Genomic DNA, 13,313 nt, shown 5'->3' on the forward strand with positions numbered 1-13,313 from the left:
TGTCCTTTCTTTCAAGTTTAGTGATAGTAAACCTCAAGTCATAGAAGTTTACCAATATTAAACACAAAGTTTACTTACAGCAAGCTACATTATACAACAAAGCCTTACCATGGACAATAGTTTTTTTGATTTTTTTCTACGATAGATAAATCATTTTAAAACAAAAAAACCTTAAGAACGTTGCATTGTCCTTAAGGTCTTCTCTTATTCTAAAAAGTCATCATATAAATACGTTTCAATCATGTTGAGATTTTGGCGTAAGTCACGGGCTAATTCCCTTGAGATCCCGCCTTTTTCAAACATATTCTGAATAATATCACGTTCTAATTGGAAAGCCACTACTTGGACTTCGCGTTTTTTCTGTTCGAATTTTGCTCGCTTACCTCTCGGACTGTGCTCTTTTCTCACGCGTTCTAAGGAAATAGTGTGTTCCGTAATTAACGGTCCAATAATATCAGCATTTTCTTTCGTTAATTGTTCTTTGAGTTTAGAAATAATGAGTATTTCATTTTCTTCTCGTAGTTGGCGAATTGCTTGGAATCGTTCGCTATCTTTAGAAATACCTTTTTTCACTTTATGGGTGATTCTACCCCATTTTTTCGGGTGAATGATAAGCATTATTAGACGATAAAGGAACATCCATGCTGTTTTTATTTTTGTTCGGAAGCGCTGTTTAATCGCTTGTTCCATCATATTAAGATAGTGTTGATAACGATAGCTATCTGTAGCAACAATGCGTCCTTCATCGGTCATTTTTTTGGTGTTTTCACGTTCCCACTGGATAATTTCTAATCGTTTCGCCCGTTCTCTTTCATCCATGCCTCGATTCGAAATATTATTTTGCTGTAAATCATAAATCCGTCTGCGGTAATCTTCAATTACTTCATCTGTTGCGGCTTTCGTTTCTGGTAAAGTCTGTTCTTTCAATTCTCTAATGACATTTCGAAGTATCCGAATCCGTGTCGCAATTTCAGCTCGTTCATCTTCCGTTGTCACTTCTTCACTTTTTGCTAGTAAAGGTAAGATAAACGTCGCAATAACTAGCGTACACAGAATAACACCTGACGCTATAAAGATAATCAGTGAGCGCTGCGGAAATAGTGATCCGTCATCTAAGAAAAACGGAATTGCGAGCGCACTGGCAAGCGTAACTGCCCCGCGAACACCAGAAAGCGATGTGAGCACAACTGGTCTAAATTTAGGTAGCTGTGTCTTTTTATTCTGTTTTTGCCTTTGTTTTGCGCCAATGCTCCATGATATGTAAACCCATAAGAAGCGCAGTAAAATCAAGGCTGCTGTGATAGAAAGTATATAAGCAATTACTTGTAAATTGCTACTACCGGAATCATTCCATACTACCTCGGTAATCGCAGGAAGTTGCGTACCAAGCAGTAAAAACACTAAGCCATTTAAAACAAAAATAATAACCGACCAAGTACTTTGCGAAACAACATTTAATTTAACTAATTGTGGATCCATTTTCTTTTGTTCCATTGAATGCATAATCCCGGCTGCAACCACCGCTAAAATTCCTGAAACGTGTAACTCCTCTGCCGCTAAATAAATAATAAATGGCGTTAAAATTTGGATAAGCATGTGAAAAGTAACATCTTCCATCCCAAGACCGCGAACCCATTTTAACAATCGGAATTTTAACCAACTTAAAACGAGCCCTACTAAAATACCACCAATCGCGATAATAAAAAAGCTAATACTCGCATCCATTAAACTAAATACGCCTGTCACCATCGCAGCAATCGCAAATTGGAAAGCAACTAGTCCTGAAGCATCATTAATTAGCGCTTCTCCTTCTAGTAAATTCATAATCCGTTTTGGCAAATTAATCCGCCCAGAAAGTGAACTAACGGCTACAGCATCAGTTGGCGCAAGAGCCGCTGCAAGAGCAAAAGCTGCTGCAAGTGGAACGGTTGGAATCATCCAGTGGACAAAGTAACCAATCACAACAACCGTCGCAAACACAAGACCGAGCGCTAATACTAAAATCGGCATCCGCATTCCCCAAAGTGCCGCTTTATCCGTCTGTCTGCCATCATTAAATAGCAAGGGTGCAATAAACATTACAAGAAAAAGTTCTGGATTGAGTTGTAAATCAAACGTAATTGGCATAATAGCGATAATTACACCAAGTCCGATTTGAATTAACGGCACCGAAACAAAGGGAACAAACCGATTAAGCAAATTAGAAATAAAAATAGCTACAAGTAATGCTAAAACATATAAAAATATCTCCAATATGTATCGTCCCCTTTCGTTTATTCTCCTATATTATTATGAAGCAAAATAAACTATCTCGCAAATATAAAACAGCCCTGCTCCTTTGTATTTGCTCACTTTACAAAGAAACAAAGCTGTTAGATTAAGTTACTTTTCTTTTTCATTCTTATATTGATCAATTTGATCATTTAAATTTTTCATTTTTTCATCTAAATGGGTAATGATTCTTGCGGCGTCTTGTAATTCTTTTACTAATTCTTCTGGCGCTTCTTGTTGATATTTATAATAAATTTTATGTTCTAAACTTGCCCAAAAATCCATTGCAACCGTTCGAATTTGAATTTCTACCGTCATTTTTTCCGAACGATTTGTTAAGAAAACTGGCACTTCACATAATAAATGTAAACTCCGGTAGCCATTCGGTTTTGGGTTAGTCACATAATCTTTTACTCGTTTAATCGTTATATCACTTTGGCCGGCAAGCATTTCATGAATACGAAAAATATCGGATACAAAAGAACAGGTAATACGAATTCCCGCAATATCGTGTACATATTTAAGTGCATTTTCTGGTGTAATATCCACATTTTTCTTTTCCAGTTTTGCCCCTATACTTTCGAGTGATTTGACCCGTGATTTCAAGTGTTCCATTGGATTATAGTCGTGAATAAATTGAAATTCTTCATTCAATATTTTAAGTTTCGTGTTCACTTCTTCTAGAGCAAAACGGTGAAGAAGCATAACATTTCGCCAATGCTTTAGTTCGTCTACTGATGGTTGTTCCATGATGACACTCCTTCCATATGTATAAACTTCCTATTCCATGTTACTACAAATCAGAAGCCAGCGTAACTATATGTCGAAAGTTTCACCACATTCTCATGAAATTTTCATAAAAAAGCCTAGAATAAAATTTATTCTAGGCTAACTCGCTATTTAACTAATTGGACAACTAATTACTTTATCGTTATCTGTCACAAGCAACAAATTACGATTATAATACTGTCCATCACTTTTTAATACCAGCGTTTTTTCTGTGTCATTATAATCGATCGTTAACGCATCTTCTAGAAATATTTCCGTCCAGCGCTTAATTAATACAGGATCGATATTTGAATCTATTATATCATCTTCAGGAGTTTTCTCTGCTACTAATCGAAGGGTAAATATACCACTGTTTTCACAGGAACACCCTTCTGTATCGTAGTATAAATGCAACTGACCGGAAAGATTTGAACGAAGCGCATTTAGCCGATTTATGGCGCTATCTGTAAATGTTATATACATAACCAATCACCTCTAACTCTATTATACACCTGAGTTACTAAGATTTCGCGTGAGTTGCTTACTTTCGATTTATTTCACAAATTAGACATTGGGTTTTCATTCCTTTGCGTGTTATGATAGGTATGTATTTACAAAGGGGGAGAAACACGCAGATGAGCGCTTATCCAAAATTCGATGTTATTTTGAAAGCATTAAATTTGTCTAGTGTAGGAGTAATTATTACAGATCCTGAGCAAAAAAACAATCCGATTATTTTTGTGAACACAGGCTTTGAAAATATTACTGGCTATACTAAAGAAGAAGCTATTGGCTCTAATTGTCACTTTTTGCAAGGAGATGATACTGACAAAGAGGAAGTTGCGAAAATCCGTCATGCCATTAACGAAAAATCAACTGCGAACGTTCTACTAAAAAATTACAGGAAAAATGGCACTTCATTTATGAATGAGCTGACAATTGAACCGATTTATGATGATAATGACCATCTATATTTTGTCGGTATTCAAAAAGATGTGACGACCGAGCATAATTATCAACTTGAACTTGAAAAATCGTTATGGGAAATTGAAAAACTATCCACGCCAATCGTTCCCATTAAGGAAAATATTTGTGTGCTGCCGCTAATTGGTTCCTTGACCCACGACCGGTTTCAGCACATGTCCGATTATGTCAGCGAATACATGGATAATGGGAAAGAAGATTACTTAATTATGGATCTTTCTGGTCTTGCTGATTTTAATGAAGACGCTGTAATGAATCTTGTGAAGTTCCATGGCTTTATGAAGCTCACAGGTGTGGAACTAATTATTACGGGGATTTCACCTAAATTTGCGATGACTTTAATGCGCTACCAAGAAAATCTATCTAGTTTAACTACTTATAGCACAATCAAAGAAGCACTACAATTTTACTAAAACATATTGCAAAACAACCCATTTTCCGTTATTATGGGTAAATAATCAAATATAAACCCTCATCCAAATGGTGAGGTAGAGGTTGCGAGATGCACTAGTAATTTTTTCGAGGCGAAACAAAGACGCCAATGACAAAAAACGAACAGGTTGATCGCCGAAGTGACTATTTTCTCTTTGTATCGAAATAGTTGTTGGGACAGTTTCCTAAAGGAGCTGGACTGCTATAAGAATTTGTCGAAATTTCTTATAGGTGTGCTATCTGACAAAATGATGTTGGTAAAATACGTAACAGCCAATTTCTTGCAGATTGGCTGTTTTTTTGCGCACTTCCTCTGATAATAGAAAGGGAGATTTATAGTGAAAAAAGAAACACATGGCGAGATTCGTCGTGACTTAAAGACAAGGCATCTATCCATGATAGCAATTGGTGGTTCAATCGGAACCGGATTATTTTTAGCAAGTGGAAATGCGATTCATACTGCTGGGCCTGGTGGAGCGCTAGTTGCTTATATTGCAATTGGCATTATGGTGTACTTTTTAATGACAAGCTTAGGTGAAATGGCTACCTACATGCCTGTTTCCGGCTCATTTAGTACGTATGCTAGTCGTTTTGTTGATCCAGCTTTTGGTTTTGCACTCGGTTGGAACTATTGGTTTAACTGGGCGATCACGCTTGCGGTCGATATTTCAACAGCGGCGATTATTGTTCAATTTTGGTTGCCGAATACGCCTGCTTGGCTCTGGAGTGCGATTTTCTTACTCTTGATTTTCGGTTTAAATGCCCTATCGGTAAAAGCTTACGGGGAGTCAGAGTACTGGTTCTCGATTATTAAAGTAGCGACTGTTATTATTTTTCTTATCGTCGGTGTGCTGACAATTGTTGGTATTCTTGGCGGCGAAGTGATTGGCTTTTCTAACTTTACAGCAGGAGATGCACCATTTAAAGGTGGATTTTTCGCGATATTAGGTACATTCTTGATTGCTGGATTTTCTTTCCAAGGGACTGAAATGGTTGGGATTGCAGCTGGTGAAAGTGCTACTCCAGAAAAAAGTGTTCCTAAAGCGATTAAGCAAGTTTTCTGGCGGATTTTGTTATTTTATATTTTTGCGATTTTCATTATCGGGATGATTATTCCTTATACTAATCCGAATTTACTGAGCGCTGAGGCAACAGATGTGGCGATTAGTCCATTTACGCTGGTATTTGAAAAGGCTGGGCTAGCTTTTGCGGCTTCGGTAATGAACGCGGTTATCTTGACTTCCGTTCTATCCGCGGGTAATTCAGGTCTTTACGCTTCCACAAGAATGCTTTGGGCAATGGCTCGCGACAAAAAAGCTCCTAAATTCCTAGGCAAAGTAAACCGTCGTGGTATCCCGATGGCTGCACTTATTGTGACAACCATTGTTGGTGCGATGACATTCATTACTACGCTTACCGAAAATGGGACAGTGATTTATACATGGCTCCTTTCTGCCTCTGGTTTAACCGGATTTATCGCTTGGGTCGGCATCGCTATTAGCCATTACCGATTCCGTAAAGCTTTCATTAAGCAAGGCCATGATTTGAACGAACTAAAATATAAAGCCAAATTTTTCCCTTTTGGTCCGATTTTAGCTTTAATCTTATGTATTTTAGTTATTGTCGGTCAAGATTACGCGGCATTTTTAAAACCAGAATTTACGAATCCTGCTTGGTGGCAAAAAATCGGTATTTCTTATATCGGCCTCCCTATTTTCCTTATCTTCTGGTTATCATTTAAATTTACAAATAAAACAAAAGTCATTCCACTGGAAGACTGCAAATTTGATCAAAAATAAAAAAACATCTCTTGTTCATTCATTTTTACTTGAATGATACAGGAGATGTTTTTATTTACTCTTTTTGAGTAAGGTTTCTACTTTTTTATTTAAGCGGATTAATTCTTCTATTTCTTCTTCGGTCAAATTTTCAAATACTTTCATCATCGCTTTGTACATAAAAGCGTTTGCAGTGGAGCGCTTGGATAAGTCTTCTCCTTTTTTTGAAAGCTTTAGTGTTAAATCCATATTATCAGTTGGGATTGTTTTGTTTAATTTTACAACAAGGCCTAAGCTAATTAACCCGTCCACATTAGCCGCGGCAGAACTTCCAGTAATTATTAATCGTTTCGTTAAATCCGCTACCGAAATGCCAGGTGTGCTATAAATCACATTAATCATCGCAAGTTGCTGAATTGTTAGTCCTAAGCTAGCCGCATTTTGATCGGCATATCCCGCTGAAATCCGCTGTATTGACCAATAAGTTTTTAATAATTCACTAATATTTTCTGTATCTGTATTAATTTTTTCCATCATTCAACCTCCTCTTACCACCTATTCTACGCACTTTATTAGAAAAACTCAATCATATTTACGAAAAAAATATATTTCTAATACGTTTTTATAGTTGCTTATTAAAAGTAAGTATGATATAGTTTACTTATAAACAGTTAAGCAATTGCTTTTCTAACGTGTAAAAGTATTTTTTCTAAGGTTTAATATCAAACAATTTAGGCTAGATTATAAGAGAATGCTTTTATAAAAAACATATTTGGAGGAATGAAAAAATGACAGTAGAAAAATGGAACGTAGACCCAGCGCATAGTTCAATCGAATTTCAAGTAAAACACATGATGGTATCAAAAGTAAAAGGTGCATTTAGCGATTTCACAGCAGATATTGAAATGGATCCAGAAGATTTAACAACAGCAAAATTAAACTTCTCTGTATCAGCAGCTTCTGTAGATACTCGCCAAGCACAACGCGATGGTCATCTAAAAAGTGAAGATTTCTTTAATGTAGAAAAATATCCAAACGTTACTTTTACAGCAACAAAAATCACAGCAGATGGCGATGATGAATACGAAGTGACTGGTGATTTAACGATTCGCGACGTAACTAAACCTCTTACACTTGAAGTAAGCTATGAAGGTACTGGAAAAGATCCAAACACTGGTAACATGGTAGCTGGCTTTGAAGCAAAAGGTAAATTCAACCGTAAAGACTTTGGCCTAAATTACAATGCTGCATTAGAAACTGGTGGCGTACTTATCGGTGACGAAGTAAAATTAAACATCCAAATTGAAGCAAGTAAATAATTACTGAAACTACGAGTAGCTAGCCTATTCGTGGTTTTTTTTGTAGCTTTATTCTCCCTTTTAGGATAAAATAGTTCTATTGTTTTTAAAAAAGGAGGCTAACATCGCTATGGAAAATAAACAAAATGGGCAGCTAGGTGGAATTATCGCCGGAGCTCTCGCATATGTATTTTGGGGTGTCCTTCCGATTTACTGGAAGCTTGCCACAAATGTCCCTCCTATGGAGATTTTGGCCTATCGAATTATATGGTCTTTTATTTTTATGCTATTTTTGATTGTTTGTTTACGAAAGACTTCGATGGTTTTTCAAGAAACAAAGGACGTTTTGCTTAAACCGAAAACGCTTATCGCCATTATTGCGGCAGCTTTTTTAGTTACTGGAAACTGGTATTTATTCATTTACACAGTGAATAGCGGGCATGTGACCGAAGCAAGTCTTGGTTACTATATAAATCCACTTGTAAATGTACTTCTTGCAACGGTGATTTTAAAAGAACGATTGAGTCGCGGTGAGATTATTGCAGTTATCTCGGCAACAATTGGCGTCTTAATTCTCACATGGCATCTTGGGTCCGTTCCTTGGGCTGCAATCGGTATGGCTGTTTCCTTTTCCCTTTATGGATTGATTAAAAAAGTCGTTTCCGTTTCCGTATGGACTGGTTTAACACTTGAAACGATGATTATTACGCCATTCGCACTCATTTATGTACTCTTTTTCGCGACGAATGGATTAATGCAGTATGCCGCGCAAACAAATATTATTTTAGTTGGCGCTGGGATTGTTACCGCTATTCCACTACTTTTATTTGCGACAGCTGCGAAGAAAATCAGCTATACAATGGTCGGCTTCTTGCAATATATTGGACCTACGTTAATGCTTGCTCTTGGTGTCTTACTTTTCAAAGAAAGTTTTGACCACATCCAATTATTTGCCTTCATGTTCATTTGGTTAGCACTCATTATTTTCACGATTTCACACATTTATTCCGCAGCAAAAATCAAACAATTAGCAACCGCTGCAAAAGAACAATCATAAAAAAATGTTTTCCGGTCCCCTCTTTCGGGAATAATTCTTCTATCAAGCGAGAAACTATTCCATAAAAATGAATAGGGGGCTTTTTTCATGAAAATTGGTATTATTGGCGCTACGGGTCGAGCTGGTTCGAGAATTTTAGAAGAAGCAAAAAGTCGTGGCCACGAAGTAACAGCTATAGTTAGAAATGCCGGGAAAATAACGCAAACGCATAAGGATATTAATATTTTACAAAAAGATATTTTTGATTTAACGCTTTCAGATTTATCCGATCAAAATGTAGTCGTTGATGCTTACGGGGTCAGCCCGGATGACGCAGAAAAACATGTGGATTCGCTTGATCATCTAATTTCTGTTTTAAATGGAACTGTATCTCCGCGCCTAATTGTCGTTGGCGGGGCAGCAAGTCTTCAAATTGATGAAGATGGTAATACCCTTTTAGAATCAAAAGGACTTAGAGAGGCGCCGTACTATCCAACTGCTCGTGCTCAAGCAAAACAGTTGGAACATTTAAAAGCAAATAAGGCTGAGTTTAGTTGGACTTACATTAGCCCTTCTGCCATGTTTGAGCCAGGTGAACGCACTGGCGAATATCAATCAGGGAAAGATCATCTTTTATTTGGTAGTGATGGTAATAGTTTTATCAGTATGGAAGATTATGCTATCGCCGTTTTAGATGAGATTGAGCGACCAAACCACTTAAATGAACGATTTACAGTGGCTGGAAAATAACACGAAAGTCGAAGGAGCAAAACGCTTCCTTCGACTTTTTCATCCGAAATAATACTCCCAATTGCCAGAAAATTCCTGTATACTAATGCTATATGCAAAAAAGGGAGGAAGAAAATGGTTCTACTTGGTGCGCTAGTTAATGGGCTAGGGATTTTAATTGGCTCTATAATTGGCATGAAATTACATAATATCCCTGAACGTATGAAAGATACTGTCATGAAAGGGATGGGTTTATCCGTTATCGTCCTTGGTATTCAAATGGCATTTAAAACGAGCAACTCGCTTATTGTTATTTTAAGTATTTGTTTTGGAGCTGTTATTGGTGAATGGCTTAATATAGATTACCATCTTAATCAACTCGGGCACTGGATTGAACGGAAAGTCGGGGCAAAAGGAAAAAGTAATGTTTCAAAAGGCTTTGTTACTGCTACACTTATTTTCGTGATTGGCGCGATGGGAATTATTGGCGCGCTTGATAGTGGTATTCGTGGTAATCATGATGTACTTTATACGAAATCAGTGATGGATGGATTTATCGCCCTTCTTCTTAGTACGACACTTGGTTGGGGCGTTATGCTCTCGGCTATTCCGGTGTTTTTATTTGAAGGCCTTATCGCGCTTTTTGCAACACAAATTGATCAATTCATTCCAGCAGACCTGATGGCACTTATTATTAAAGAACTAACGGCTACTGGCGGAATTATGATTTTGGCTATTGGTCTCAACCTGCTTGGTTTAACGAAAATTCGGGTCGCGAATCTGGTTCCGGGGATTTTGGTTGTTGCGCTGATTGTTGCGGGGCTTTATTATTTTTAAAAGAAAAAACAGAGAATCGCTCGTCTCTGTTTTTTTAATTTCGTTTAAATGGTTCTTTTACATCTAAACTTATTAAATCTGTATAGGTTTGCGGTTTTCGGTAGGCATTTCCCCACGTTTCATTTTCCCTGTAACTTCGAATCTCGTCTAAATTAAATTCAGCAATAAAAATACCTTCTGAAACGTCGTCTGTTTCAATAATCGTATTATCGCGGTAATCCTCATTTTCATCAAAAACAATCGGGGAAAAAGCAGTGGATCTGCCCCATTTCTCTCCAGGATAGTTTGCCATTGCAACGCCAACCATATTTTCAAAAGCACGAGAGTTTAGTTGGTTCAGTCTAGCTGGATTCATATCGCATGCATTTGGAACAAGGATAATTTCTGCCCCTTTTAACATTAAAACTCTGGCGCTTTCCGGGAATTCTCTGTCGTAACATATCATCACACCAAGTTTTATGCCATCAAACTCACAAACGTTAAATTCGTCCCCGCTTTGCAGCAATGCTTCTAAAGAGAAATCGCACGTATGGACTTTAGCGTAATCTAGAATTATTTCTCCATTTCGGTCAATTATAATAGCTGTATTTTGCGGTTTTTGTTTTGTTTTAGATAAATAAGTAGCACAAACGCCAATGTTTAGTTCTTTCGCGAGTTTTCTTAAAGTAGTAACGTATGCGCTATCTCGTGCTACTGCATCTGCCAACCACCGCGTGCGCTCTTCTTCAAAACCAGCATCCATTGGCTCATCAAAGGCTGTCTCAAAAGGTGGCGCGTAGCCGTTTGACCACATTTCGGGAAAAAGGACTAAATCGGCTCCTTTTCGGTGCGCTTCTTTTATATACTTTATAGATAAATTTAAATTTGCCTCTTTGTCATTTGGTACTGCTTGTTGTTGTACTAAAGCGACTTTAAGTGTAACCATGTGCCCCCTCCTAGTCAACTAATTAATGCAATTATAACATCTATTGCTAAAAACAAAAAAACACCAACAACCCGAAAGTTGCTAGTGTCTATAAAAATCTTAGTTCATGCCACCCATGAAGAATGCTGTTGTTAATTCTTGCATGAATGCCATATCGTTTTGCATTTTCCATAATGAATCATCATCTGGATCTGCTTTTAGTTTAAGTGTGATTGTTTTCGCTTCTGATACTGCATCTGCATTTTGAACAGCTTTAGTGTAGATTTCCATTGTTTTTTCAGCCATTTTTTGATCATCTGTAGCAATTGATGGATCAGCAGTTGCTGCTTTTGTTAGTTCTTCTACTAATTCTGTTTGAACGCCCTTCATGTCTAGCCCTTTAACAGCGAACTGAATTTCTGGACTTTCTTTGTCGTCATTTGTTACTTTAGTAGTGTACGATGTTTTTTCGTTTACTTGTTTACGAAGTGCATTATAGAAATCATCCACTTGTTTGTCTAAGTTAACATCACTTGAAAAACTTGCAGTGAATGTACTAATGAAGCTTTCTTTAAAACTAGTTTCAAATTCTTTTTCGAATTTAGAACCATCTTCACCATATACGTCTTTAACTTTATCCGTGTCTTTATTATAAACAACGGCGTTAACTGTGATTTCTCCTGCTTTTTTTGGTTCTACCCTTGATACGCCGCCACATGCACTTAAAACAAGTACCATCGCAAGCACAAGAACCATGCTAAATAACCCTTTTTTCATTAATAAATCTCCCTTTCTTATTTGAATTCCATTTCATTGTACAGAAAGCAGCGATAAAAGCCAACTATTTAACTAAAAGTGTCATAATTTGTACATAAATTAAAATTAATTGAGGTGAAACAATTGAATAAAAAAACAAATGCGTGTCGAATTTTGGATAAACAGAAGATTAGTTACCAATTACGTGAGTATGAATGGAGTGAAGACGCGCTTGATGCACTTCATGTTGCAGAAGAAACGGGGAATAATCCTGCGCAAATTTTTAAAACGCTCGTTCTTACTGGCGATAAAACAGGAAATATCGTCGCGTGCATTCCAGCTGATAAAACCTTGCATTTAAAACACTTAGCGAAGATTAGCGGGAATAAAAAATGTGAATTAATTCCAGTTGATACGTTGGAAAAGCTAACAGGTTATATTCGCGGTGGTTGTTCTCCTATTGGTATGAAGAAACTATTTCCAACTTTTATTGATAATAGTGCAGAACAGCTGGATACTATCTTAATTTCAGCCGGAAAAAGAGGACTTCAAATCGAACTAGCCCCTTTTGACTTAAAAAAAGTAGTGCGTGCGGAGTTTGCAATGATTACCGAAGATTAAGTTTAACGAAGGAGAATGATGTTTTATGAACATATCCGTATACGTTGCAAGCGCATTTAGCAAAAATAACAACGGCGGAAATAAAGCTGGCGTAGTATTAAATGAACCAACATTAACTACCCAACAAAAAATGGCGATTGCAAAACAACTAGGCTATGCGGAAACAGCTTTTGTAACCGATTCTAAAATTGCCGATTATAAATTAGAATATTTTACACCAAAAGAAGAAGTTGATTTATGCGGGCATGCGACTATTGGTTCTTTTGCGATATTGATGCATTTAAATAAACTTCATAAGAATCAATATACAATCGAAACAAATAGCGGTGTTCTTACTATTACATTAAAAGACGATACTATCTTCATGGAGCAAAATCGCCCAAATTTCTATGATATAATCCCGCCAAATGAGCTAACTGAATGCTTTGACTTAAACAAGGTTAATACAAACTATCAAGTTCAAATTGTCTCAACTGGTTTAAAAGATATATTAATTCCAATCAAAAGTGAAATAGATTTACATGCCTTAGAGCCAAATTTTGAAAAGATCCGGGAAGTTAGTGCGACTTATGATGTCGTTGGAATGCATCTTTATACTTTTAATAACGACCGAATTATTTGTCGGAATTTCGCCCCGCTATACGACATTAATGAAGAAGCAGCAACAGGGACCTCAAATGCCGCTTTAGCATGTTATCTTTATAAAAATCATTACTTACGAAAAGAAAATTATCTGTTTGAACAGGGCTATTCTTTGGACTCGCCTTCTGAAGTCTTAGTTAATTTAGCATTGAGTAATAATGATGAGATAGAAAAAGTGTTTGTGGGTGGTAAAGGATATTACTGTGAAAAGAAGAATTTAACTATTGAATAGAAAAAAGCCGCCCGTTGGATGGGCG

At 36.9% G+C, this 13,313-nt stretch carries 14 protein-coding genes and 1 riboswitch; of the genes, 8 read left to right on the forward strand and 6 right to left on the reverse strand.

Annotated features, from left to right (window positions below; all coding sequences use genetic code 11):
- Window positions 1–204: 204 nt before the first annotated feature.
- The 3 genes from AC4PG0_RS04355 to AC4PG0_RS04365 form a co-directional block, all read right to left on the reverse strand.
- A complete protein-coding gene (locus AC4PG0_RS04355; protein ID WP_492167403.1) occupies window positions 205–2,253 on the reverse strand; it encodes a Na+/H+ antiporter in 2,049 nt (682 codons plus the stop codon).
- Between the two features lie 129 nt (window positions 2,254–2,382).
- Window positions 2,383–3,021, reverse strand: a complete 639-nt coding sequence (locus AC4PG0_RS04360; protein WP_033533260.1) for a GTP pyrophosphokinase — start codon at window positions 3,019–3,021, stop codon at window positions 2,383–2,385.
- A gap of 150 nt (window positions 3,022–3,171) precedes the next feature.
- Window positions 3,172–3,522 (reverse strand): iron-sulfur cluster biosynthesis family protein, encoded by a 351-nt coding sequence (locus AC4PG0_RS04365; RefSeq protein WP_492167402.1) that lies wholly within the window; start codon window positions 3,520–3,522, stop codon window positions 3,172–3,174.
- Between the two features lie 152 nt (window positions 3,523–3,674).
- Here AC4PG0_RS04365 and ytvA point away from each other — a divergent pair, with 152 nt between their 5' ends.
- Window positions 3,675–4,436: a YtvA family blue-light photoreceptor gene (gene ytvA, locus AC4PG0_RS04370; RefSeq protein ID WP_003761135.1), complete on the forward strand. Its 762-nt coding sequence runs from the start codon at window positions 3,675–3,677 to the stop codon at window positions 4,434–4,436.
- A 68-nt stretch (window positions 4,437–4,504) separates the two neighbouring features.
- A riboswitch (Lysine riboswitch) is annotated at window positions 4,505–4,702 on the forward strand.
- Window positions 4,703–4,793: 91 nt separating this feature from the next.
- The gene (locus AC4PG0_RS04375) at window positions 4,794–6,254 is read left to right on the forward strand and encodes an amino acid permease (RefSeq protein WP_003761134.1); all 1,461 of its coding nucleotides are present in this window, start codon (window positions 4,794–4,796) and stop codon (window positions 6,252–6,254) included.
- Between the two features lie 51 nt (window positions 6,255–6,305).
- Here the strand turns inward: AC4PG0_RS04375 and AC4PG0_RS04380 are convergent, their stop codons facing one another.
- Window positions 6,306–6,767, reverse strand: a complete 462-nt coding sequence (locus AC4PG0_RS04380) for a MarR family winged helix-turn-helix transcriptional regulator (protein WP_010990610.1) — start codon at window positions 6,765–6,767, stop codon at window positions 6,306–6,308.
- 254 nt (window positions 6,768–7,021) lie between these two features.
- On the opposite strand from AC4PG0_RS04380, the gene AC4PG0_RS04385 reads away from it, so the two are divergent.
- The 4 genes from AC4PG0_RS04385 to AC4PG0_RS04400 all read left to right on the forward strand — a co-directional run bounded on the left by AC4PG0_RS04385 (window position 7,022) and on the right by AC4PG0_RS04400 (window position 10,133).
- Entirely contained in the window at window positions 7,022–7,552 is a 531-nt protein-coding gene (locus AC4PG0_RS04385) for a YceI family protein (protein WP_003761132.1), read from the forward strand.
- Window positions 7,553–7,661: 109 nt separating this feature from the next.
- Window positions 7,662–8,588 (forward strand): EamA family transporter RarD, encoded by a 927-nt coding sequence (rarD, locus tag AC4PG0_RS04390; RefSeq protein ID WP_003761131.1) that lies wholly within the window; start codon window positions 7,662–7,664, stop codon window positions 8,586–8,588.
- 87 nt (window positions 8,589–8,675) lie between these two features.
- Window positions 8,676–9,317 carry an NAD(P)-dependent oxidoreductase gene (locus tag AC4PG0_RS04395; RefSeq protein WP_033533262.1) on the forward strand — a complete coding sequence of 214 codons (642 nt, stop codon included), beginning with the start codon at window positions 8,676–8,678 and terminating at the stop codon, window positions 9,315–9,317.
- A 114-nt stretch (window positions 9,318–9,431) separates the two neighbouring features.
- Window positions 9,432–10,133 carry a DUF554 domain-containing protein gene (locus AC4PG0_RS04400; RefSeq protein WP_003770989.1) on the forward strand — a complete coding sequence of 234 codons (702 nt, stop codon included), beginning with the start codon at window positions 9,432–9,434 and terminating at the stop codon, window positions 10,131–10,133.
- Window positions 10,134–10,167: 34 nt separating this feature from the next.
- Here the strand turns inward: AC4PG0_RS04400 and AC4PG0_RS04405 are convergent, their stop codons facing one another.
- Complete coding sequence (locus AC4PG0_RS04405; protein WP_010990609.1) at window positions 10,168–11,058, reverse strand: carbon-nitrogen hydrolase family protein; 891 nt, start codon at window positions 11,056–11,058, stop codon at window positions 10,168–10,170.
- Between the two features lie 99 nt (window positions 11,059–11,157).
- On the reverse strand, window positions 11,158–11,814 hold the full coding sequence (locus AC4PG0_RS04410; RefSeq protein ID WP_492167401.1) for a DUF5105 domain-containing protein: 657 nt from the start codon (window positions 11,812–11,814) through the stop codon (window positions 11,158–11,160).
- 123 nt (window positions 11,815–11,937) lie between these two features.
- Between AC4PG0_RS04410 and ybaK the strand changes: the two genes are divergently transcribed.
- Window positions 11,938–12,414, forward strand: a complete 477-nt coding sequence (ybaK, locus tag AC4PG0_RS04415; protein ID WP_003765943.1) for a Cys-tRNA(Pro) deacylase — start codon at window positions 11,938–11,940, stop codon at window positions 12,412–12,414.
- Between the two features lie 25 nt (window positions 12,415–12,439).
- Window positions 12,440–13,288 carry a PhzF family phenazine biosynthesis protein gene (locus AC4PG0_RS04420; RefSeq protein WP_492167400.1) on the forward strand — a complete coding sequence of 283 codons (849 nt, stop codon included), beginning with the start codon at window positions 12,440–12,442 and terminating at the stop codon, window positions 13,286–13,288.
- Window positions 13,289–13,313 lie beyond the last annotated feature (25 nt).

The sequence above is a fragment of the Listeria sp. MAN/IMW/UF464 genome (assembly GCF_058683955.1).